The sequence below is a fragment of the Bacteroides sp. OM08-11 genome (genome assembly GCF_003438665.1).
In the GTDB taxonomy this organism is placed as follows: Bacteria; Bacteroidota; Bacteroidia; order Bacteroidales; family Bacteroidaceae; genus Bacteroides; species Bacteroides cutis.
On sequence record NZ_QSTJ01000001.1, the window covers coordinates 635787 to 660698 of the forward strand.

Annotated in this window: 18 protein-coding genes; 9 read left to right on the top strand and 9 right to left on the bottom strand. The window is 41.4% G+C overall.

All coding sequences use genetic code 11. The annotated features are described in order from the left end of the window. Positions 1-6: 6 nt before the first annotated feature. Positions 7-1182: an efflux RND transporter periplasmic adaptor subunit gene (locus DXC10_RS02355; RefSeq protein ID WP_117737276.1), complete on the bottom strand. Its 1176-nt coding sequence runs from the start codon at positions 1180-1182 to the stop codon at positions 7-9. Between the two features lie 264 nt (positions 1183-1446). On the opposite strand from DXC10_RS02355, the gene DXC10_RS02360 reads away from it, so the two are divergent. Then, on the top strand, positions 1447-3420 hold the full coding sequence (locus DXC10_RS02360) for an Ig-like domain-containing domain (RefSeq protein ID WP_117737277.1): 1974 nt from the start codon (positions 1447-1449) through the stop codon (positions 3418-3420). Next, positions 3335-4243, top strand: a complete 909-nt coding sequence (locus tag DXC10_RS02365) for a DUF3108 domain-containing protein (protein WP_101542138.1) — start codon at positions 3335-3337, stop codon at positions 4241-4243. The genes DXC10_RS02360 and DXC10_RS02365 overlap by 86 nt, the downstream gene beginning before the upstream one ends. Here DXC10_RS02365 and DXC10_RS02370 read toward each other — a convergent pair. Then, on the bottom strand, positions 4233-4637 hold the full coding sequence (locus DXC10_RS02370) for a hotdog fold thioesterase (RefSeq protein WP_117737278.1): 405 nt from the start codon (positions 4635-4637) through the stop codon (positions 4233-4235). The two genes, DXC10_RS02365 and DXC10_RS02370, sit on opposite strands and share 11 nt — an antisense overlap. Before the next feature lie 175 nt (positions 4638-4812). Between DXC10_RS02370 and DXC10_RS02375 the strand changes: the two genes are divergently transcribed. The 3 genes from DXC10_RS02375 to DXC10_RS02385 all read left to right on the top strand — a co-directional run bounded on the left by DXC10_RS02375 (position 4813) and on the right by DXC10_RS02385 (position 9769). After that, complete coding sequence (locus DXC10_RS02375) at positions 4813-6015, top strand: glycoside hydrolase family 88 protein (protein WP_101542140.1); 1203 nt, start codon at positions 4813-4815, stop codon at positions 6013-6015. After that, complete coding sequence (locus DXC10_RS02380; protein ID WP_101542141.1) at positions 6012-7562, top strand: sulfatase; 1551 nt, start codon at positions 6012-6014, stop codon at positions 7560-7562. Before DXC10_RS02375 ends, DXC10_RS02380 begins: the two co-directional genes overlap by 4 nt. 176 nt (positions 7563-7738) lie before the next feature. Then, positions 7739-9769: a patatin-like phospholipase family protein gene (locus tag DXC10_RS02385; RefSeq protein WP_117737279.1), complete on the top strand. Its 2031-nt coding sequence runs from the start codon at positions 7739-7741 to the stop codon at positions 9767-9769. A gap of 192 nt (positions 9770-9961) precedes the next feature. Here DXC10_RS02385 and cysS read toward each other — a convergent pair whose 3' ends face one another. Beyond that, the gene (gene cysS / locus DXC10_RS02390; RefSeq protein WP_101542143.1) at positions 9962-11437 is read right to left on the bottom strand and encodes a cysteine--tRNA ligase; all 1476 of its coding nucleotides are present in this window, start codon (positions 11435-11437) and stop codon (positions 9962-9964) included. Positions 11438-11684: 247 nt separating this feature from the next. Here cysS and DXC10_RS02395 point away from each other — a divergent pair, with 247 nt between their 5' ends. Further along, entirely contained in the window at positions 11685-11909 is a 225-nt protein-coding gene (locus DXC10_RS02395; RefSeq protein WP_101542144.1) for a hypothetical protein, read from the top strand. 2 nt (positions 11910-11911) lie between these two features. Continuing rightward, positions 11912-13039, top strand: a complete 1128-nt coding sequence (locus DXC10_RS02400; protein WP_117737361.1) for a 6-bladed beta-propeller — start codon at positions 11912-11914, stop codon at positions 13037-13039. Between the two features lie 235 nt (positions 13040-13274). Here DXC10_RS02400 and DXC10_RS02405 read toward each other — a convergent pair whose 3' ends face one another. The 5 genes from DXC10_RS02405 to DXC10_RS02425 all read right to left on the bottom strand — a co-directional run bounded on the left by DXC10_RS02405 (position 13275) and on the right by DXC10_RS02425 (position 21068). After that, entirely contained in the window at positions 13275-13727 is a 453-nt protein-coding gene (locus tag DXC10_RS02405; RefSeq protein ID WP_101542145.1) for a DUF6078 family protein, read from the bottom strand. Positions 13728-13947: 220 nt separating this feature from the next. Further along, on the bottom strand, positions 13948-14646 hold the full coding sequence (locus DXC10_RS02410; protein WP_101542146.1) for a DUF4998 domain-containing protein: 699 nt from the start codon (positions 14644-14646) through the stop codon (positions 13948-13950). Between the two features lie 11 nt (positions 14647-14657). Continuing rightward, entirely contained in the window at positions 14658-15899 is a 1242-nt protein-coding gene (locus DXC10_RS02415) for a DUF4959 domain-containing protein (RefSeq protein ID WP_158557807.1), read from the bottom strand. Between the two features lie 35 nt (positions 15900-15934). Next, the gene (locus DXC10_RS02420) at positions 15935-17878 is read right to left on the bottom strand and encodes a RagB/SusD family nutrient uptake outer membrane protein (RefSeq protein ID WP_101542148.1); all 1944 of its coding nucleotides are present in this window, start codon (positions 17876-17878) and stop codon (positions 15935-15937) included. A 16-nt stretch (positions 17879-17894) separates the two neighbouring features. Then, positions 17895-21068: a TonB-dependent receptor gene (locus DXC10_RS02425; RefSeq protein WP_101542149.1), complete on the bottom strand. Its 3174-nt coding sequence runs from the start codon at positions 21066-21068 to the stop codon at positions 17895-17897. A 336-nt stretch (positions 21069-21404) separates the two neighbouring features. Between DXC10_RS02425 and mnmA the strand changes: the two genes are divergently transcribed. Both mnmA and DXC10_RS02435 read left to right on the top strand, forming a co-directional pair. Beyond that, a complete protein-coding gene (mnmA, locus tag DXC10_RS02430; protein WP_101542150.1) occupies positions 21405-22454 on the top strand; it encodes a tRNA 2-thiouridine(34) synthase MnmA in 1050 nt (349 codons plus the stop codon). A 111-nt stretch (positions 22455-22565) separates the two neighbouring features. Beyond that, entirely contained in the window at positions 22566-23171 is a 606-nt protein-coding gene (locus DXC10_RS02435; protein ID WP_101542151.1) for a DUF4840 domain-containing protein, read from the top strand. A gap of 123 nt (positions 23172-23294) precedes the next feature. Here DXC10_RS02435 and DXC10_RS02440 read toward each other — a convergent pair whose 3' ends face one another. After that, positions 23295-24812: a GH3 auxin-responsive promoter family protein gene (locus DXC10_RS02440; RefSeq protein ID WP_117737281.1), complete on the bottom strand. Its 1518-nt coding sequence runs from the start codon at positions 24810-24812 to the stop codon at positions 23295-23297. Positions 24813-24912 lie beyond the last annotated feature (100 nt).

Sequence of the window (24912 nt, forward strand, 5' to 3'; positions counted from 1 at the left end):
ATTCTTTTATTGGAACGCCGTTTGAATATTACCTTCTTTCTGGTCTTTCAGAGCTTTTTGGTACTCTGCCTCTTTTTCTGCAGGAGTAATGGGCGTAATACTCTGTCCGTCTTTTAGGTTTTGTACACCTTCGATAACGATCTTTTCACCTGCTTTCAGACCATCTGTTACATAGTAATATTTACCGTCGTTCAGACTGAATACCTTGATTTCTGTATTTTTCAGTGTATTGTCGGGTTGCAGAACAAATACGAACTTCTTGTCCTGGATTTCCGTAGTGGCTGATTGAGGGATCATGATTATATCATGTAGCGGGTTAGGGAATACCACATTACCTGTGCTTCCGCTACGCAGCACATTATGCTTGTTGGGGAAGAGGGCACGCATGGTTACCGAACCGGTAGCCTGGTCGATAACTCCGCTAATGGTTTCCACGCGACCACTATCGGCATACATGGTTCCGTCGATGAGTTGTAACTGTACATCCGGCATCTTTTCCAGAATTTGCTTGATGTTGCCTCCTTCACGAATTTGTGCCAACAGTTGTCTTTCAGTCATGGAGAAATAAGCGAACATTTCAGAAATATCGGCAACCGTAGTCAACGGAGTTGCTGTAGACGGGCTAACCAAGCTACCTACGCGGTAGGGGATAGTACCTACTACACCATCGCTGGGACTGGTGACACTTGTATATGATAAATTATTTTTAGCATTTACCAATTGGGCTTCTGCTTGAGCCAGTTGCGCTTTTGTCTGTGCCAGTTGGTTTTCCGCCATCTGCAAATCATAGTCACTGATAATGTTTTTTTGGTTCAGTGTACGTTTGTTATTCACGGTGAGTTCCTGTGTATTTACAGCAGCTTTGGCTGTTTCCACAGCAGCTTTAGCTGAATTTACGGCAGCTTGATACTGTACAGGATCAATACTGAACAAAATTTGTCCTTTACGTACTACAGATCCTTCGTCTACATGTAATTTAGTGATAAAACCACTTACCATCGGGCGGATTTCTACGTCTTGTTTACCCTTAATAGTAGCCGGATAACTGTTTGTCAAGTTAGCAGTGGTAGTCTCTACTGCAATCACTGCAAATTCGGGTGCTTTACCCATGCTTTTGTCACCTTGTCCACAACTGCTGAGCAGTGCCAGGCAACATGCCAATAATACTAATCTACTCTTCATACTCTTTTTTTATTCTCTGTATATTTTATTCTTGTTGATTTGAGGGCTTATATGTCAAACATAGTAGAAAAAAGGATAGCGGTCGAAAACTAAATAGGAACTTTTAGTTTTCGACCGCAAAATTATTCTTTTCTCGGTATATAAGGTATGAACATACCTGTTTTTTAACTATGTTTTATATATACTTCGGACTAAATTGTTGTTTTTTTCCAAAAATACTGTAAAGCATACCGCTAATTGTCGGATAACCTTTATTTTTGCAACATGTTACATTGTAAACATCATAATAAGATGAAACCGCTTTTTCACCGGTTATTGGGAGCAGTTGCCATAGTAGCTGTTTTGTATTCCTGTGCCAGTATAGGTCGTTTGGAAGGAGGACCTATTGACGAGACACCTCCCCGTTTTGTTGCGGGTTCCCCGTTGCCCGGCGCACTTCATAATAAAAAGAAGAAAATAGTAATCGAGTTTGATGAGTTTATCAAGTTGGATAAAGCTAATGAAAAGGTGGTTATTTCCCCTCCTCAGGTGCAGCAGCCTGAGATAAAGTCTAATGGTAAGAAAGTGGTTATCACTTTACAGGATACTCTGAAGACGAATACTACTTATACTGTAGATTTCGCGGATGCTATTCAGGATAATAACGAGGGAAATCCGTTGGAAGCTTTTACATATACCTTTTCTACCGGTGCGGAACTTGATTCGATGGCTATAGCCGGTACATTACTCGAAGCGTCTAATTTGGAACCGGTAAAAGGAATGTTGGTAGGATTACATGCCAATCTAGCAGATTCAGCATTTACCACACTGCCTTTTGATCGTGTAGGACGGACGGATAGCCGTGGTCAGTTCTCTATACGTGGTGTGGCTCCCGGTAAATATCGTATTTATGCATTGAAGGATGCGGATCAGAATTTTTATTTTTCACAACCGACTGAAGTTATCGCTTTCAATGATTCTCTTATCATTCCTTCTATGGAAGAACGCGTAAGGCAAGACACGCTCTGGAAAGATTCTTTAACTATAGATACTATCATGGAACGTAAGTACACGTACTTCCTTCCCGATAATGTGATGTTGCGTTGTTTCAAGGAACAGATATTCTCTCAGCGTTTGTTGAAAACCGAGCGTCTTACCCCTCAAAAGTTTTCTATCTATTTTTCGGCTCCGGCAGATAGTCTGCCTTTATTAAAAGGGTTGAATTTTGATGAAAAGGATGCCTTTGTTGTGGAACAAACCACAGGACGGAATGACACTATACACTATTGGATAAAAGATTCTTTGCTTTATCAACAGGATACATTGAAAGTAAACCTTACTTATTTATATACAGATAGTTTGAAGCAATTATCTCCGCGTACCGATACTCTGAAGTTCGTTTCAAAAGTAAGTTATAAGAAACTGAAGGAAAAGGAACAAGAAGAATTGGAGAAGAAGTTGAAGGAGCAGAAAAAGAAGAAAAAGAAGAGAGATGCCGAGGAACCGGAGCAACCTCCTTTCCTTGCCATGGATGTGTATGCACCTTCTGCTATGGATGTATATGATTATATAACATTGACTTTTACTGAGCCTATTGCTCATTATAACGATACGGCTTTACATGTGCGGCAGAAAGTGGATTCTTTATGGCAAGATATACCGTTTGATTTTGTACGGGATTCGCTGGATTTGAAACGCTATAATCTATATGCCGACTGGAAACCCGGTGAAAGTTATGCTTTTGAGGTAGACTCTATGGCTTTTCATGGGTTATATGGTATGTTTACCGATAAGGTAAAGAAAGAGTTTAAGGTGAAGAACTTGGAAGAATACGGACAGATCTTCTTTAATATAACGGGAGCGGACTCTGTGGCTTTCGTCGATTTATTGGATCCTCAGGACAAAGTGGTACGGACGGTTCCTGTTGTCGATGGGAAAGCGGATTTCTACTTTTTAAATCCGGGTAAGTACGGAGCTCGCTTGGTTAATGACACAAATGGGAATGGTGTATGGGATACTGGTGATTACGTCAACAAACGCCAGCCGGAAATGGTTTATTATTATCCGCAGGTGTTGGAGTTTAAGGCTAATTTTGATTTAGTGCAAGATTGGGATGTGAAAGCCAAGCCGCTTGATAAACAAAAACCGGATGAACTAAAAAAACAAAAACCAGATGAAGACAAGAAAAAGAACAAGAATAGCAACAATAGGAATAATAACAGCAGTAGTCGCAATAGTGGCAGAGGTTATAGCTATTAAACAAAAAAGAATATTCGCTCTATGTTTACTGGTGGGGTTTATTACTCTGGCTAGTCCTTCTTCTGCCCAAGCACAGTGTACGGCAGAGAATACAGCCTTTAAGTCGGGTGAACATGTCATGTATGACTTATATTTCAACTGGAAGTTTATTTGGAAGAAGGTGGGACTTGCCAGTTTGACAACAAATGCCACTACCTACCATTCCAAACCTGCCTATCGCTTTAATCTCCTTTCCGTGGGTAGTAAGAAGACTGATTTCTTTTTTAGAATGAGGGATACTTTGACATGCTATGTCAGTGATAAACTCGAACCTCTTTATTTCAGGAAAGCTGCTGAAGAAGGTAAACGCTATACGGTGGATGAGGCTTGGTTTTCCTATAACGATGGTAAATCGATTGTGAAACAGAAACGAACTTGGCGTGATGGAACTATTCAGGAAATGGAATATAGCGACACCCGTTGTATTTTTGATATGTTGAGTATCCTTGCCCAGGCGCGTTCTTACAACCCCAATGATTATAAAGTGGGAGATCGTATTCTTTTTCCGATGGCAACAGGTCGTAGAGTAGAAGAACAGACTCTTATTTATCGTGGGAAGGAAGAGATAAAAGCTAATAATGATACGATTTATCGTTGTTTGGTATTCTCTTTTGTGGAATACAAAAAGGGGAAGGAGAAAGAAGTCATCACATTCTATATATCCGATGACAAAAACCACCTTCCCATACGATTGGATATGTATCTAAATTTCGGTTCGGCGAAAGCTTTCTTGAAAAGTGTAAGAGGTAATCGCTATCCGATGGCCTCTATTGTTACAAAGTAAATGGAAGAGTGTCTCCTTTTCTAAATACGCTGGACTCGAATGTAGCGATTAGCTCTCCTTTTTGATTGGTGATGTCTATCTGATAATATCCGGTACTGCGCCCAGTATAACGCTCGCGTGCTTCGGCATACAGTATGTCACCTGGTCCACTACTACGTAGAAAAGTGATATTGGAGGAAAGTGAGAAGGCCAGTGCTCCATGTGAATTAGCGGCTGCTGCCAGTGCAAGATCTGCTAGAGTGAAGAGTGCTCCTCCTTGAGTACGGTGTCCTGCATTGAGATGTTCTTCTTTAATAAGAAGGGATGCTTTGCTATATCCTTCTTTTATTTCCAGTAATTCTACACCGACTTTATCGGCAAAAAGATCTTTTTTGAAAAACTCTTGTGGGGTCATGATATTTGATAATTAATGTTTAATGATCGGTGATAGAAGACTAAAATAGCTGTTTTTGAACGCAAATGTAATATTTTAGCTTTTAATTGGATGATTTATGAGGGTCTTTTTAGTTTAAGAGCGTTACATTTGCCCGTGAAAAATCATAAAATATTTAATAAATAAATCCTTTATTATGAAAACAGTTCTCACTACGTTGGGAGTCTCCCTTCTTATTTTTGCGGGTTGCGCAGGACAAAAGCAAACCGAAAATAATTTTATCCAGGAAAACATTGATAATGCAGTGGCTCAGAACACAATTCAGACAGACATTATTGAAAAATCCGGCAAAGTTCTTAATCCGCGAACAATCAATGCGGATGGTAGTATTCATTATATATCTATCGAAGACTGGTGCTCTGGTTTCTACCCTGGAAGCATGTGGTACATGTACGAACTGACAGGTGACAAGAAATGGTTGCCATTGGCTGAAAAGTATACAGAAGCTTTGGATTCTGTGCAGTATTTAACTTGGCATCACGATGTAGGTTTCATGATTGGTTGTAGTTATTTGAATGGATATCGTTTTGCTAATAAAGAAGTATACAAACCGGTTATCATACAGACAGCTAAATCACTGTCTACTCGTTTCCGTCCCGGAGCAGGTGTCATTCAATCTTGGGACGCTGATAAAGGTTGGCAAGGTACACGTGGTTGGAAGTGTCCCGTTATCATTGATAATATGATGAATCTTGAGTTGTTGTTCGAAGCAACCAGACTTTCCGGTGACTCCACCTTTTATAATATAGCAACGAAACATGCTGATACTACTATGGCAAACCACTTCCGTGCTGACAACAGTTGTTATCATGTAGTGGACTATGATCCCGAAACCGGTGAGGTTCGTAAAAAACAAACAGCGCAAGGGTATGCTGACGAATCTGCATGGGCTCGTGGGCAAGCATGGGCTTTATATGGTTATACTATGTGTTATCGCTATACTCATGATCAAAAATATTTGGATCAGGCAGAAAAAGTATACAATTTTATCTTCAATAATAAAAATCTTCCTGAAGATCTCGTTCCATATTGGGATTATGATGCTCCCAACATTCCGAATGAACCTCGTGATGCGTCTTCGGCAGCATGTACCGCATCTGCTCTTTATGAGTTGAGTACTTATATTCCGGGTAAAGGTTATAAGGAGACTGCCGATAAAATCATGGAAAGTCTTGCAACGCCTGCATACCGTGCTGAAGTGGGTACTAATGGCAACTTTATCCTGATGCATTCCGTAGGTAGCATTCCCCACAATGCCGAAATTGATGTTCCTTTGAATTATGCGGATTATTACTTCCTGGAAGGTTTGAAGCGTAAAAGAGACTTGGAGAAAAAATGAGAAATCAGTTTAATCTTTTGTTAAGTGGTTTAGGTTTGTTCGCCTTGCAGGGGTGTAAAGCCCCTCAGGCAGAACAGGCGCAACAACCGAATGTGATATATGTCTTTCCGGATCAGTTCCGTAACCAGGCTATGGAGTTTTGGGGACAGGAAGGATTTAGGGATAAGGTGAACTTTCGCAATGATCCGGTACACACTCCCCGTCTGAACGACTTTGCCAGAGAATCTGTTGTCTTGACCTCTGTGATGAGCAACTGTCCATTGAGTAGCCCTCACCGTGGTTCTTTGCTCACCGGAATGTATCCTAACAAGAGTGGTGTTCCATTGAACTGTAATTCAGACCGTCCTATCAGTTCTTTACGTGAAGATGTTGAGTGTGTGGGTGACGTTTTCAGTAAAGCCGGATATGATTGTGCCTACTTTGGTAAACTACATGCTGACTTTCCGACTCCCAACGACCCTCAACGTCCGGGACAATACGTAGAAGACCGTATTCCTGCATGGGATGCCTATACACCGAAGGAACGCCGTCATGGATTTAATTACTGGTATTCTTACGGGACGTTCGATGAACATAAAAATCCCCATTATTGGGATACGGATGGTAATCGACATGATCCGCATGAATGGTCTCCGTTGTGGGAAGCCGGTAAGGTGGTTTCTTATTTAAAGAACGAAGATAATGTGCGTGATCCGAAGAAACCATTTTTTATTATGGTAGGAATGAATCCTCCTCATAGTCCTTATCGTTCTTTGGATGACTGTATGGAGGAAGATTTTAATTTGTACAAAGACCAGCCTTTGGATAGTTTGCTCGTTCGTCCGAATGCCGATCCCAAAATGGAGAAAGCAGAAAGTGTACGCTACTATTTCGCTTCTGTTACGGGAGTCGATCGTGCTTTCGGTAAAATACTTGATGCTTTGAAAGAACTTGGGCTGGATAAGAATACAATTGTAGTCTTTGCATCCGACCATGGAGAAACCATGTGTAGCCAGCGTACGAATGATCCGAAGAATTCACCGTACTCCGAGTCCATGAATACTCCTTTCCTGGTACGTTATCCTGATAAGCTGAAACCTCGTGTAGATAATCTTATGATGTCTTCACCGGACATTATGCCTACTTTGTTAGGTTTGGCAGGCTTATCCGATTCTATTCCTTCGGAAGTACAAGGACGTAACTATGCACCACTTTTCTTCGATGAAAAGGCAGAAATTGTGCGCCCGACCGGTGCCCTTTATATTCAGAACTTGGATGGAGAAAGAGAAGCTGATGGCAAAATTCATTCTTATTTCCCCTCATCTCGTGGTTTCAAGTCGGCTCGCTATACATTGGCACTCTACATTGATCGTAAAGACCATAAGCTTGTAAGAAGCCTGTTGTTTGATGACGAAAAAGACCCGTATCAGATGAATAATCTTCCTTTGGAGCAAAACAGGGAGGTAGTGCAGGAACTGTGTACTGAGATGGGAAAAGTTCTCAAGGAGATTGATGATCCTTGGTATAAAGAAGGTATTCTGGCTGATATGATACCTTATGAAAAATAAACGGGTAATTGCGGTATACTCAGTTCTCATACTGGATTAATAAATTGGAAAGGACACTTTTGTAAAGAAGTGTCCTTTTTGTTTCTCTAACCTCAGTTCCTAATTAACAGTGAACTAACAGATAAAGTTAATTGTTCTATCTTTCTCACATCCCTATTAAAATCCAAACGAGAAAGATGAAACGTAAATTATTGTTTTGGCTATTATTCTTTCCACTGATACTTTGGGCACAAGACCGCCCGAAGGTGGCCGTTGTATTGAGTGGTGGCGGTGCCAAAGGAACCGCACATATCGGTGCATTAAAAGTGATAGAGAAAGCGGGTATCCCTATCGATTATGTGGTGGGTACCAGTATGGGAGCCATTGTAGGCGGACTCTATGCCATCGGTTACACACCCGGGCAACTGGATAGCATGGTAAATGCCCAAAATTGGAAATTCCTGCTGTCGGATGCACCCAATCCGAAAGAGGTCTTATTGGACGACCGTTTACGTTCCGAACGCTACGTACTTTCTATCCCTTTTTCTTTTAAATCTACCGATGTTACGGATGCCGGAATTATCAAAGGTAAGAACCTGGCAAAACTGTTTTCCACATTGACGGAGGGTTATCAGGATTTCACCGATTTCAGTCGTTTGCCTATTCCTTTTGCTTGTGTTTCCGAGAATTTGGTGAATGGTACCGAAGTTATCTTTCATCAAGGTATATTGGCTACTGCCATGCGTTCCAGTATGTCGATACCCGGAGTTTTTGCTCCCGTTTATCTTGATGGTATGGTACTGGTAGATGGTGGTATGGTCAATAATTATCCGGTAGATGTAGCTCTCGGTATGGGTGCCGATTTCATTATCGGTGTCGATGTACAAAGTCCGTTGCTGGATGCCGTGGAGTTGAAATCTGTGAAAGACATCTTCGGACAGATCATCAACCTGCAAGGAGAAAAGAAATATCAGGAGAATTTACGTAAGACTAATGTACATATAAAGGTAGATGTTGCCGGTTATTCTGCGGCAAGTTTTACTAAGGAAGCTATTGATACCCTGATAGTACGTGGAGAACGTGCCGCCCAGTCCGATTGGGATAAACTGATTGCTCTGAAAAAGCAGATGGGGCTTTCTACAGATTATCGGCCTCATCGTCCGGGACCTTTACCTGTTTCTGATATTACTGAACAGAAAAACATTCCTGTCGACCCGCAGATAGCCGTTTCCGCTTCAAGAGAGAATAAATTGAATATCGGTTTCCGTTTTGATACCGAAGAATTGGCGGCATTGCAGGTAAATACAGATTTTTATCTGGGTAAACAGAAAAAATCACAGATTGACCTTACGGCACGTTTAGGGAAGCGTACTATGGCACGTGTCGGATATAACTATCAATGGGGTACAGGTTGGCAGGCGGGACTGAATTACCAGTTCAACTATAAAGACATCAATATTTATAATGAAGGAAAGCGTACCCTTGACCTCACGTTTACCCATCAACAATTCCAAGCAGGTGCGGCAAAAGACTGGAATAAGGTACAAGTGGGTGCGGGTATCTCTTTCCAACACTATAATTATCACGACTTATTATCGCTTGAGCCGGTTGATGCCGTGATGTTTAGAAATGAATCTCTGTTCAGTTATTTTGTCGGATTGTTGTATAACAGCCTGAATGGAAGAAGTATTCCCACCAAAGGTATGTCTTGGTCGGTGAATTATAATTTATATACTGACAACTTGTTCCAGTATAAAGATAACAATCCCATTTCCGCCTTATCGGCTCATTGGATGGGTTGTTTTACACCATCAAGGAACTTCACCGTCATTCCCTCCGTCAACGGACGATTATTGGCGGGTGACAGTGACAATGCCTTTGCCGTCACTAATCTTCTCGGTGGTAGCATTGCCGGTAGATACATGCCCCAACAGATACCCTTTGTCGGTATCAATCGTGCTGAACTGGCTTCGGGTACACTGATAGTGGCCGGTTTGAAATTTCGCCAACGTTTATTTAAAAATCAATATGTATTGGTAACGGGCAACTACGGACGTACTTCTGATAAACTGCATGAACTTTTTGAGTCTCAACATTCATACGACTTGATAGGTACAGGCATTGGCTATATGTATAATAGTTTTTTGGGTCCCGTGGAGGTACAGCTCAATTGGTCTAACCAGACTAAGAAAGTAGGGTGGTATGCCGGATTCGGCTTTGTGTTCTGAAGTCGATGCTTATGAAATCAATCTCCCGAAGTCAATGTTTTTGGGCAGATATACTCTTCAGAATGTTACGTGTGATATCTCCCTATATGTTTGATAAGCAAGAGATAAGATCTGATTTTTATTGTTTATCTATACAAAAAGCCGCCCATTTGTTGGGGCAGCTTCTTGATTTTGTATTGTTTGAATATAAAACTACTTATTCAGTTTCCATTCGCATCCGTCCTTACCGTCTTTAATCTCAAACCCAAGTGCGGTCAGTTCGTTACGAATTTTATCAGAAGTAGCCCAGTCCTTATTGGCTTTTGCCTTCATGCGTTCTTCCAGCAACATGTCCACTACCTTGCCGAAAGCCGCTTCACGTTCCTCATTGGAAGCATTATCCTCTTTCAGTCCCAAAATATCAAAACAGAAGAGGTGGAAAGTATCTTTCAAATCTTTCAGATCTTCTGCTGTGATGGTATCATTTCCTGCAAGGATATTGTTCACCGTCCGGGCACCGTCAAAAAGATGTGCAATGACAATCGGCGAGTTCAAGTCATCATTCATTGCCTCGTAGCATTTAGTTCTTAAGGCCTTCACGTCTACGGTAGAGGTGGCTGCGGGAGTAATTTTGTCCAGCGCATGGACGGCGTCCATTAATCGTGCCAATCCTTTTTCGGCAGCTTGCAGCGCTTCGTTGCTGAAGTCCACCGTGCTGCGGTAGTGTGCTTGCAGAGTGAAGAAACGGATGGTCATCGGTGTATAAGCCTGTTCTAGCATGGGATGCGTACCCTTGAACAACTCTTCCAGTGTGATGAAATTACCATATGATTTTCCCATTTTCTGCCCGTTTACAGTCAGCATGTTATTATGCATCCAGTAACGTACCATGTCATGTCCTTGCGAAGCTACCGATTGTGCAATCTCGCATTCATGGTGCGGGAAGATAAGATCCATTCCGCCCCCGTGGATATCGAAGTTTTCTCCGAGATATTTCTTTCCCATAGCGGTACATTCGGCATGCCATCCGGGGAAACCGTTGCTCCACGGGCTGGGCCAGCGCATGATGTGTTCCGGCTGCGCACACTTCCACAAGGCAAAGTCGGCAGGGTTATGCTTCTCGCTCTGGCCGTCCAGTTCGCGGGTCGTGTTCAACACATCGTCCAGGTTACGTCCAGAGAGTTTGCCATAATGGTGGTCTTTATTATATTTGGCCACGTCGAAGTAAACGGAACCTTCGCTTTCGTAAGCATATCCGTTCTTCAATATCTCCTTGACCAGTTCTATCTGTTCGATGATATGTCCACTGGCATGAGGTTCGATACTTGGAGAAAGCACATTCAGCGCATCCATCGCCTGATGATAGCGATTGATGTAGTATTGCGCCACTTCCATCGGCTCCAACTGCTCCAGACGCGCTTTCTTGGCAATCTTGTCTTCACCTTCGTCCGCATCGTGTTCCAGGTGTCCCACGTCGGTGATGTTGCGGACATAACGCACCTTGTAACCGATATGTGTAAGGTAGCGGAAGAGCAAGTCGAAAGTAATGGCAGGACGTGCGTGTCCCAAGTGCGGGTCACCGTAAACGGTCGGTCCGCAAACATACATGCCTACATGTGGGGCATGCAAAGGCACGAATAACTCCTTTTTTCTATCTAAGGTGTTGTAAATGGTCAGTTGTTGTTCCATAATGTTGTGACTCTGTTTCTTTTGGAACACAAAGGTATAATAAATCTGTGAAAAATGATTGGTGGATAGCATATCTTATACGAAAATTCTTGCTTAAAAGTTGTCTATTGGGGTTATTATTACTTTCTTTGATAAATAATAACTTTAAAAACAAACAATTATTAAAAAGAACTTATTTATTGTCTTTTGTTTCGTTGGTTTTTTATCTGTAGTATTTTTATTAGAAAGTGAGACTAAAAAAGGGAAAATGAGTAAAATACTGTTAGCTGATATTGAGGCTTTAGCTTCTGATGAAGGAGGAGGGAAAAGCGAAAGTAAGGAGTCGAAGACTAAACAGGCAGGCCCATATTTAGTCACTATAAGAGGGGAAGAACAATATGCATATTTAGTAACAACAGTAACTGACTGTTTTGGAATAGGAGTGGTTGACTGTGAACCGGGTACAGAAAGTGAATGGGTACCGGTTAAATGATTATGGAATTAAAAATATTGTTTATAACCGGCATTTTTCTATTACTTATTTCTGGTTGTACGAAGAAAAATGTGGATGGTTTCGCTGAGGTGATTCCCGTTGTGGAGATTGATGGATTGGTGAATGACACCAGCTTTTTAGATAGTGCGTCTCTTTTTATACCCGAGACAAAGCAGAATGCCTTGATTCATGGAGCAGATAGGATTATAGAGAATGAAGACCGCTTTCTGATTCTGGATATGGAAATGAAACAAGTGCTTGGCTATGCTAAATCAGGTAAACATTTGTTTACGATACATGCAGTCGGTGGTGGTCCCGGTGAATATGTAAATCTTTTTGATATGGCGATAGATAGGCAAGCAAAGAGGTTGTTGTTGCTTACTTATCCTCCGGCTATCCAGTATTATACCTTCGACGGGGTTTATGAACGTACCGAACGTTTAGAGGCTATTTATAAGTCTTTGGCTGTTACGGATCAGTATATTTATTTGCGGAAGGAAACTTATGCAAACAATCATTTGTCCGATTACTCTCTATTGGCTATAGAAAAAGAAATCGGGCACCGCCATTCTTTGTGGAAACCATTGCCTGAAATTGCACCTTTCTGTACGTTTGGTACTATGTCAATGACTGGAAATGACCCGGTGTATCTTACCCGCAAGTTTGATAATACAATATATGCAACAAAAGACGGTCTGATAGAAGAAGGTTATATTATAGGATGGGGTGATAAGGCGTTTCCTGATACTTCCGGAAAACGAACCTATACGTGTGAAGAGTTGAACGAGATATGTCGGGAGAACAAATACGTTTATACAATGACCGATTTGTGTGATATGCCGGGATATCTGCTCTTCCGAACCAACCAACCCGGGCTTTGTGTCTTGTCTAAAGAAAAGAAAGAAGTAAAGAATTATCATCTTGTCATGAATACGGATTACCAACTCGTCATGCCTAATTTTATTCCGGTTGAAGGTGGCGGCGGGCGTATCTTTTTTGTTTACCCTTCAGACGTACTTAAAATGTCAGTGCAGGCAGATGGGAAACATCCTAATGATAATCTGTCTTGTTTGTTAGAACAAATATCAGAAGAAAGCAATCCGGTTTTCTTTAGTTATTTTGTGAAATAGGCTTCCTCTTGGCAATACCTGTACGAAAGGATATGCTTTGGGTATTAGGAGTCTTCGGCTTTAGTGAAAGTCTTGCGTTCCCACTAAAGAGGGAACCTGTTCCCAATAAAGTGAGAACGCGTTCTCTATTGATAGGGAATACGTTCTCAATAAAATGAGAATAAAGTCCCACTTTATTGAAACTTGGTGGGACATGTACTTCGTTGCTAATAAGTGAGTAATAAAGAAGCCCTGTCTATCTGTTTTCACGGTTTCCCCAGTCGTATTCTTCGGTATAGCTATCGTATACGGGAGCTGAGGTGATGCCATGTTGCTCGAAAATGTGGGTAATCTCGGATTGTTCTGCCGGTGAAAGGGAACGTTCCTGGTTCAGAATGCGGTAGTAAGTCGTTTTGGAATAGAGATTGCGGATTTTTCTTTTCAGCAGTAAAGCCGTCTTATAGGGGATATTGTCAAAAGTAGTAGTCAGTCCCCAGGCAAAGCGGATTTTTGCAGAGCTTTTGAAGTGGGGGCAACGCGCGGCATCTTCGGGATAGGCAGCCGGATTTACCGTAACGACGTAAGGATTTGTCTTCGGGGCCTGAAGCGCAGCCAGATGGCGCAGGCAGTTGCCACTGAAGGGGCAGGCTTGGTTGAAGCAATGGATGTAATTGGAAGGAACTAACCGATAGTCGAAATCGTCTTTCATGGTGATTTTGTTTTCGTTTTGTTTTTAGAAAGCAAATGTAGTGAATTAATTCATCCTTCGTTACGCTTCATGGATGTAAAATGCCGGACAGGAGATAAGGATTGTTATAAAACAAAACATGAGAGGTGTGCCAAAACTGAATGACAGACTATATGACAGCTGTATCGGAGTTTTGACAAACCCTCATGAATTGAATATTTGTTTTTATGATGTGAATTTATTATTCTACAACAAACTCTTTATAATCTGTATAGAAGAGGTCGACCGTAGTCTCTTCCGGAAGGAAAACACTGCGATAACGTACCTTGCTGCCGGCTTGTACGCCAAAACTGCATTCAGTTTCGGTAGGCATCAACTTATGGGTCATTTCCTCACCATTCTCCGAAATATACTTGATTTCGGTATATTGTATCTGCGTGGATCCTGTACTCAGCCAAACAATTTTCAGTTGTCCGTTTTTATAGGTCGTATTTGTAAGAATACGATTTTGGATGGACTCCTGATAATCGTTACCATATGCACTTCCTAAAGCTTCCACGGTAAGAGACTTGTATTTCATATTTGCATCATAGATGATGAACTTGAAAGTGGTGGCTATACCCTCGTTTACATCGGGTATCTCTATGGAAACCGGATCAGAACGTAGTGGATGTTCCGGATCGCGTACTAAGGGAATACAGATGGAGTCTATATCTCCGTTGTATTTCACAACCAAATTCTTAGCTTTGACATCCGAAAACCAGACATCTGCCAAGACACGGTTCTTGCCGGAAAACATGTGTATGGAATCCGGTTTACCCAAATAGATTTGTTCTCCCCGGTCCAAATAAGGTTCGTGCAGATGATTGATGTCCGTACATGAGAAAAATGTAGTCAATCCTGCCAATCCTATTAGTGATATATACAATTTGTTTTTCATAATCTATATTTTTAGTTTTCTACTAAACTGCCATAAAAAGTTAACTCTGCCATGTGGATGAAGTCTTTTACGCCTCCCCATGTCTCTTCCACTTCAATACGGATCCACTGTACGGCAGGTGCCTCAATGGGGATCAGTACGTCTTCTCCGTTGTTACCTACTGCCTGGTCATCGGAGTTGGTTTGCTCGAGAGGAAGTCCGGAAGGTTTCGTGGAGGTGAATTCGGTCAATAAAATCCAGTCGTTATTAGGTTCGGTGACATCCAGTATCACACCACCGCTTGTGGCTGGCACTCCATATACCTTGAAACGTTTAGGATTACCATGTGCAAAAAGATATTTCCATTTGCTTCCACCGGTACGTTGGTAATATTTGAAACGGCTCAGTTTCACCAAACGTCCTAAATTCATACCGAAGTTGAAAGGCCATTTCTGACCTACTTTTGAGTGATAATGGTCATCATTGGTTCCCCAACTGTTATTCCATAATTTTGTATACGGAGTCTTGGAACTGTTGTATACTCCCGGGTCGCCATATCCCGGTACCACATATTTAGCAAATCTGTCCGAAGGAATTTGGATTTCATAGATGGGATAGAATATCTCGTCTTTCACATCGGTCTGGTTTCCCCAGTGGTCGGTAATGGTGATGGCAAAACGTCTTCCTTCCGTCTCTGAAGTTTCCGTGGAGTAGCCGCGTACGAAACCGGCACCTTGTGCTGCTTTGGTATAGAAATTCTGTGCGCTTACCATCTCTCCATATTCGTTGGGGGTGGTTACGGAAATGATGATTTCTTCTTCCGTCTCATTTTCCCATTTCAGACTTAAACCACCAAAGTCACTGGCTACTTGCATTTCATCAAAGATCTTGTATATGGGGTTGTCCAATGGGGTGACTTTCACAATCACCGGTTCGGATTCATTGCCGCTTCTGTCTACAGTGGTCACTTTGATGTCATGTTCGGCTGCCTTGCCAAATCCAAGCACTTCCAATTCGTTTACATAGGCTGATGCCTTTACCTCCATATCCTTGCCATTATTCAATTTATAGGATGCTTTTACATAAAGTAAGTCCTCGTCGTCCGGCAAGTCATAGGTAATTACGGATTTTCCCTCTTTATTGGTTACGCTGTAATTACTGATTGTTCCCGGTGCTACGGTATCTATTGCATATTGCCCTTTTTCAACCTCAGTACAAGCAACTATCATCAGAAAAATGGGTAACAGGCTTCCTAGTTTCAATATATGTTTCATGATATATATATGTTTTTGTTTACGTATAACATTTATTACCATCCCGGATTTTGTACCAGGTTCGGGTTGGCCAAGAGTGTCGATTCCTGAATGGGGAACAGATAATCCTTAGAACCGAATTTCGGTTTGAACATGGTTGTTACGATGTAGTATTCTTCGGCTGTCACGCCTTCTGTGTTCCAACCTTTGACAGGTTCGTTCATGAAAGTCGTCAATAGCTTCCAACGGCGTTTGTCATAATATGATTTTCCTTCAAACGCTAATTCTATCAGACGTTCCCTGCGAATAATTTCACGCATGCCTCCTTTGGTTTTGTATTTGCTTTTGTATTGAGGACGGGCATAAGTATCCCAGGTTTCTTTGATTCCTTTGAGACCGGCACGTTTACGAATTTTATCTACATACTCGATAGAAAGGTCATCAGAAGTCGCGTTATCATTAGGCAGGCATTCGTTGATGGCTTCGGCATAGAGCAGATAAAGGTCGCCCAGACGTATGATAGGGAAGGGGAAACGGTCGTTCTTCCAAGAACCGGAGGTAGTAACGCTACAATCGATGGAAATGAATTTCTTGTCGAAATATCCTGTTCCCGAATAGTTGATGATACCGTTTTTACCGGCATCTTCGCCTGCATAACTGAATATCTTGTGCTGTTTCATTTCGTCAGAAGTCAGTCCGTCTATACCGGACAGATAGAACAAGCCCCGGTTGAAACCTACATTGGCATAAAAACGCGGTTCACGATCTAGGTGTAACTTGGCGGTACGTTCACCGACTACGGCATAGCGGTAGTGGCTTTGGGGAATGGTGGTGATATCATAACGGTTGTTATAGTCCCAAGTTTCATCCTCATCAATAGGCAAACCGTTTTTAGTATAATAGTTTTCTACCGTACGAAGTGTCGGTCCGTGTTGTGAATTGGCCCCGGCTGTACGGAAGTAACCTTGATTGATGGTTATCAAAATATTACGTACAAGACTATTATTGTCATTGCGGCTGTCACCCCAGATCAACTCATTGTTCCATTTGGCGGTCATTACTTTGTTCAAAGCATTCATCTGGCGGGTTTCGAAAGACATGGCGGATGGAGCTGCATAGTCATTGATGGTATAAAGTGATCTTTCACCGGGACCATTCAATGTGATGTCACAGAATTCCACAGCTTCTTTACAAGCTTGGCGTGCTCTTTCCCATTTTTGTGGGTCGTATTCAGGATTAATCAGTTGTACGCCCCTGTTGTCTTTAAAGTTGGTATAGTCGGCATTACCGTTGAACAACGGACTGGCAGCGGTTACCAAAATCTTGGCTTTCATGGCATAAGCTATCGCACCATTGATGCGTCCGGCATCGGAAATGGGATTTTCAGTTCTCGGAGGTAGTTCATCTTTGGCTTCATCGATTAACTGGACGATGTAATCCACTACATCTTCAAAAGGTTCGCGATATATCTGCATTTCTTTTTCCGAAGCATCGATAGGCAAGTTTTCCTTTATCAGAGGAATGGGACCGTATAACTCGGCCAGATACCAATGATAATAGGCTTTCAGGAACTTTACCTCAGCAGCCCATTGTGACCGCAGACCGGTATCGATGTCTTTCACCAAATCCAGGTTTTCGAGGAATATGTTACAACAACGAAGGGCATCGAACAGTTTCTTTCCTCCATTGGCTCCATCCCAATAATTATAATTAGGTGAGGAAATATTGTTTCCCACATTCGTGGCATAATATCTGCTTTCCCGTAATATCTCATATGCATTCCAGACCTCCTCACCAAGATTTAATCCCGGATTGTTGTCGACATTTACCCAGTTGGGTAAGAAAGAATAGCATGTATACAGATATTTCTCCGCTTCTATTCTGTTACGGAAAGCATATTCGATGGTTGCTACGTTATCAGGTACTACGTCCAGATAATCACATGAATTGAGTGAGGTTGCAGCCAACATCAAGGCAATGATATAGTTTCTTTTTTTCATGATAATCTAATTGTTTTTAAAATCCTACTTGGATACCGATATTATGAACTCTTTGTATAGGATATCCTAAACCGTTACCTGCCATTTCCGGATCCCATAAGTCAAATTTGCTGAAGGATAAAAGGTTACTTCCACTATAATAAATTCTCAGCTTGGACATGAACATTTTCTTTATTAACTTTTGTGGAAATGAGTATCCTACTTCTACGGACTTCAGGCGTAGGAATGAACCGTCTTGCATGAACCAGGTGCTGGTACGGTTGTTGTTTGAAATGACAGTGTTGCTTAAACGTGGCCACAGCGCATACAGGTTCCGGTTATTCTCACTCCAGTGGTTGTCAGCGTATGCTTGTAACAATTGATTTTGTCCCAGACCGCTTAAGTCGGTGTCGTCGATAAATGGATGGGTTGTTCCTTTCTTGTTACCTACATTCAGCCAAAAGGATTCACGGGCCAGACCTTGGAAGAAACAAGAGACATCCAGTCCTTTGTATCCAGCCGAGAGTCCGAAACCATATACTATTTCCGGATCGGTAGGGAAGCCTATTGGTACTTGGTCAGCGTCTGAGATGATGCCGTCGTTGTTGATATCCTTATATTTGATATCACCAGCCATATAATCACCGAACTGAGCAGGTGAGTTAGCGATGTCTTGCTCGTCAACAAACAAACGTTCTGCTACATATCCCCATCTCTGGCTGATAGAATGTCCTACTCTTGAACGCCACGGGGTTTTGGAATAATCATTCTCTTCATATTTGATTACTTTGCTGGTGGCATAGGTGAAATTGAAGCGTCCTTGCATCCAGAAATCCTTGTTGAAAGAGTAATTGTAGTCGGCCGACATATCGAAACCGGAACTTTCGGCCTCACCAACATTGGCACGTACATCGGCTTGAAGTCCCATGGTTGAAGGAACACCGGAACGGGTTTGCAGGATGTTGGTACGTTTCTCATGGAAATAATCCATTTGTATGTCTACTGCATTCAAAAGGTTGAATTCGGCTCCTACATTCAGTTTCTTGGCAATTTCCCATGTGATGTAGGGATTGGCATAACGTTTAATGGCAATACCGTTTTTGGAAGTATTGAACTCCGTACCGAAAGTATATCCGTAACCACTTTCGTTCATTCCTACTTCAGACAAATAGAAGAAGCGGTCATCATTGCTACCGATAGCATCATTTCCGACCAGACCATAGGTAGCTTTCCACTTCAGGTTGGGGAGCAATTTTTTAATCCATCCATTATAGAATTTCTCATTGGACATGACGTAACCTAGACCGACAGACGGGAAGAAACCAAAACGTTCGTTATCAGCAAAGCGTTCGGAACCGTTATAACCGAAGTTGGCTTCCAGGAAATAGCGGCTGTCGTAGGCATAGGTGAAACGTCCGGAAAGTCCCATATTGCGGTAGGGCAGTGATAATTGCAGAGAAGAGGCATTTGCATTCAATCTGTTTTGCAGGGTGAAGATTAACATTCCACTTACTGCATGTTTCTCATTGAAAGTACGATCGTAGTTTACGGCGGCTTCCATATATGTATTAGTCGTAATATTTTTCCCGCCTTCATTATATCCCAGGTATTCGGTTCCTTTATCAGGATTCAGCTCGGATAAGACATATGAGTCATCTACCGGATTATAGTTTCCTGCCATATAGTAGAAAGGTTCGTAATAACGTGATACATCGAAAGAAGCATCACGGGTAGTACTAAACAATGCTCTGGCTTTCAGTCCTTTGGTGATGAATTTTAAGTCTTGGCTTAGTTCGAATTGTGCCAGGATTTTTGAAGCACTTTTATCTTTATATCCTTTTACCATGTCGGCATAAGGATTAATATAAAGCGAAGTACCTTCTGCATAGGTATTACCGAACATTATATGTTGAACATGCGCCGTAGATTGGGTCTGCGGATAGTAGGCCGGGAATTCCACCGGGGAAGTTTGCATGATTTTATTGTATAAAGTTGTACCACCATCAATGGGACCAGTTTGATCCTCAATGGTTGTGTAGAGACGTACTACCATTTTAGTAGTTTTAGTTACGTTGATATTTACATTCGAACGAATGGAATAGCGTTTTACGTTAATATTGTTATTGAAATTATTTCTTTTATCTACTTTCATCAAACCATGATCTTGATTAAAAGTAGCAGCCACATAATAACGTGCTACCGATCCACCACCACTTAGGTTCAGATTATAGCGTTGATTGGCTACAACGTCTTTCATCATCATGCTATACCAATCTGTTGCCGGATACATATAAGGATTGGTTCCGGCAATGGTATTGGCTATTTTTTCTTGAGAATAAGGAACACCTCCCAATGGATTACGTGTACGGAAAGCTTCGTTACGGAGTTCCATATAGGTAATAGGATCGGCTAAATCTACTTTACTTGTTGGAGATGAGATAGAGTTTTCAATGCGAAATTCTATTTTGGCCCTACCTTCCTTACCTTCTTTGGTAGTAACTAAAATGACCCCGTTTGCTCCGCGGGCACCATATAAAGCCGTAGCTGTAGCATCTTTCATGATAGAAAAGCTTGCAATATCATCCGGTTGTAAGCGAGATAAATCGGAGGAAGTAATTTCCAGACCATCCATTAATATAAGCGGACCTTTTGCATAACCAAAAGTTGTAACGCCACGGATGAAGAAATCAGCATTATCCATACCGGGTTCACCACTACGTTGATAAGAAATTAAGCCTGCTACGCGTCCGGCTAAAGCTGTGGTGAGATTGGATGTAGGAGCCTTTAATTCTGCGGGTTTTACTGCTGATACGGAAGCAAGAACACTCTCTTTCTTTTGTTTGGCAAATGCAACGACAGTTACTTCTTCCAGTTCATCTGCTTGTTCTTTGAGCTGTATGACCTTATCACGACGTATTACACTTGCGGAAACGGCTTTTGTTTCCATTCCTAAATAAGAAATCTCTAAAATGGCATTGGGATTTACTTCTATAGAGAAATTTCCGTCGATATCAGTAGTAACCCCCTGTGGAGTACCTTGGATGACAACGGCTGCACCTGGCAACGGTTCTCCTACGGTATCAATGACTTTCCCCGTTATTTTAACTTTTTGTTGTGTTACCGCATGGTTAACTGCAACTTCCTGTATACCTGTACTCGGGAAGCTATTAGCTAACAGCGGAGATGATGCAATGGACAAAATCGTTACCATCACCCCTCGACATAATTGTCGATTCACTTGGTGACGTAACGAAAATGATGTGTCGTTTTTCATACTCTTTTAAGATAAATAGTTAAACATTTAAATTATGATATTTTTCGAAAAATAATCCGGAGGTAAAGCTAATGGATAATATGGATGAGAACTTTAACTTCCATATCAAATCCTTTAAATAATATTATAATGACTTTAACTTTTATATCAAATCCTTGTAAAAAAAAGATAAACCGTTTAAAATATTCATTATATGTGCTTATTTATTCTGATAAAAAAGGTTATATGCTTTAAAGCTTGTGGATTGCTTCTTCCTTTGTTATTTTTGTACCCATGAACTCTAACAATCGTGTATTATTAGGTATGAGTGGTGGTACAGATAGTTCTGTGGCTGCTATGAAGTTGCAGGAGGCAGGTTATGAAGTGACTGGTGTAACTTTCCGTTTTTATGAAACTGGTGGCACGGAGTATTTGGAGGATGCACGTACTTTGGCTGTAAAGTTGGGGATAGAACACATTATATACGATGCCCGGGATGTTTTTCGTTCATGTGTCATCCGTTATTTTGTGGATGAGTATATGATGGGGCATACTCCTGTTCCCTGTACTCTTTGTAATAATGAGTTGAAATGGCCGCTTTTGATGAAACTTGCCGATGAAAAGGGAATTTTTTGGATTTCTACGGGACACTATGTACGTAAGGTTTTGTTGGAAGGCAAGTATTATATTGCTCCGGCGATAGATAAGGATAAAGATCAGAGTTTTTTTCTGTGGGGGCTGAAACAGGATATTCTGCAACGTATGCTTTTGCCCATGGGAGAACTTACTAAGGGTGATGCGCGTACTTATGCTGCTGTACGGGGCTTTGAACGGGTGGCAACAAAGAAAGACAGTATAGGTGTGTGCTTCTGTCCGCTCGATTATCGTTCTTTTCTGAGGCGCGAAGTGCCTGCTCTCCAATTGAGGGGACGAGGGAGATTTGTAGATGAGAAGGGTAATTTTTTAGGTTGGCACGAAGGGTATCCTTTCTATACAGTAGGGCAACGGCGTGGCTTGGGGCTTCAACTGAACAGTGCCGTATTTGTAAAAGAAATCAGGAGGAAGGAAAATGAGGTAGTACTTGCCCCACTCGCTTCTTTGTATAGAAATGAGATGTGGTTAAAAGATTGGAATTTGGTGGATGAGGAAAAAGTTTTCAACTCAGAAAAAATCATAGTGAAGATACGTTATCGCAAGCAGGCCAATCATTGTAGGGTTACATTGACTTCTGACGGATATTTATTGGTCACATTATTAGAAGCTTTAGAAGCAATAGCTCCCGGACAGGCAGCTGCTTTTTACGATGAAAATGGTTTGTTATTGGGGGGTGGCATCATAATTTGATGTAGGGTATATTCTTTTCGATTTATGCTTATTAACAGTTGTTGAAGCAGTATATCTCTTTAATGACTATTTCTTAAAAGAAGACTAACTTAACTAAACGAAAAAACTAAAATGGAAAAGAATTTTAAACTAAACCAACTATTTGTATCACTAATGGTACTTGGATGTTCCTTCGGCTTTGTTTCTTGTGACGATGATGACAACAACATTCCTATTGAGCCTAATACTAAAAATGCTTGGGGAGAATTTACGGGTACAATGCAAATTTTTTCTCTTGAACCTGAACAGGTTTTGGCAGATGAAATACCTGAAGCTACCAGTGTTGCTGCTACTGTAAAAAATGATACGGTATACTTTAATAACTTTCCCATCAGGGATTTGGTTGCCACATTGGTGCCTGAAGATCAGGTTGATGATATTGTAGAAGCTATTGGTGAAGTAAAATATAAAATAGGTTACGAAGCTATGCTGAGTGAAGCGAAAGATAGTATTTATATGACATACGATCCTAAACCAATGGAACTTACAGTGCCGCTCAGTGAAGATGCTGCTATTGCAGTGAAGGTTAAAGTATCTGCAACGCAAAAGGGAAGTTATGAACTGTCGTCAAAGAACTATAAGTTTGAAATAAAGGCCGATGAGGTAACGGTGGATGATGAACCTTTTGATAAATTTCCGGTGTCTCTCGTTAAATTTGAAATGAAGAAAGATAAATAACTCATTCATGTGTGTTTCTAGACTCTAACTCAATTAAGTATAAACCTAACAAGTTAGTCTGATCAATGAAAAAGGTGTGTCTTATTACGAGATACACCTTTTTCCGTTATTATATCAGAATGACTAATTTACTTTATTCAGCTTCAACATTTCCTCGATATATTCACGGGTATTGCTAAGACGTGGAATTTTGTGTTGCCCACCGAGCTTTCCTTTATTATTCAACCAATCATGGAATAAGTTTTTGCGTGCCACAACTATTTCCAGTGGTTGCAGAGCAAGATTATTCTGGCGTTTGGCTTCGTAGTCAGAATTGACTTCTTTTAGAGTATCGTCTAATATCTCGGCAAATTTATCCAGGTTGTCCGGCATCTGTGCGAACTCTATTAACCATTGGTGGCGACACTTGGCATGTTCGTCCATAAAGACAGGAGCGGCGGAGTAGTCTACAATCTGTGCTCCGGTGGCGGTACATGCCTTAGCCAAACCTTTCTCTGCATTATCTACGATCAATTCTTCACCGAAGGCATTAATGAAATGTTTGGTACGTCCTGTAATAACGAATTTGTAAGGATGATTATTTGTGAATTTTACGGTATCTCCAATCATATATCTCCATAGGCCGGCAGAGGTGGATATAACCATCGCATAATTTTTATTCAACTCAACCTCTTCGAGACGGCAGATACGGGGATTTTCTTTACCTACATCTTCCAATGGGATAAATTCATAGAAGATACCATAATCAATCATCAACAGCATGGAGAGGTCGTTTGGGTCGCTTTGGGTACCGAAATAACCTTCGGATGCGTTGTATGTTTCTACATAATGCATCTTGGAACTTTTGATGATTTGCTTGTATTGCTCACGATAGGGAGTGAAAGCTACACCACCGTGGAAAAATACTTCAAGATTAGGCCATATTTCTTCCAATGTCTGTTTCCCGTTCTTCTTGAGTATATGCTTGATGAGTACCAACATCCATGACGGTACACCGGAGAGGTTGGTGACATTGGCATGCAAGGTATTATTGGCAATAGCTTCTATCTTGGGTTCAAATTTATCCATGAGGGCAATCTGTTTACTCGGTACCCGTATGAAATTTACCAGCGGGTTGATGTTCTCTATCAGAATTGCCGACAGATCTCCTACGAGACTATGGTTGGAGTTAAGATTAGGGCTGTGGCTACCTCCCAAAATGAGACCTTTCCCTGAGAAAAACCGGCTTTCAGGGTTTTGCCCCAGATAGATGGCGACAGCATCTTTTCCACCCTGATAGTGCGTGTCTTGCAATGACTCTTTGCTTACGGGCAGGAATTTACTTTTATCATTGGTGGTTCCCGAAGATTTTGCAAACCAGCGTATAGTTGAGGGCCAAAGTAAATTTTGCTCGCCTGCACGCAGACGGGTTACATATGGCTTTATTTCCTCGTAAGTTTGTATAGGGAGACGATTTTTTAAATCTTCATAAGTGCGGATAGAAGCATAGTCGTATTTCTTTCCCCATTCAGTGTTGCTAGCCATACGGATTAGACGTCGCAATACACCTTCTTGTAATTCTCCTGCATGGTCGGTATACTGTTCGATTTCTTTCAGGCGAGGAGCGAAGTATACTTTATTCAGAAACTTTGTTATATTCATCGTTCTTATTGAAATCTTATTTTAAATCGCAAAATTAATCTTATTTATCGGCTTCTCTATCTTTTTTCTCTTTTTTTTCTATCTTTACGGGGAGATAGTG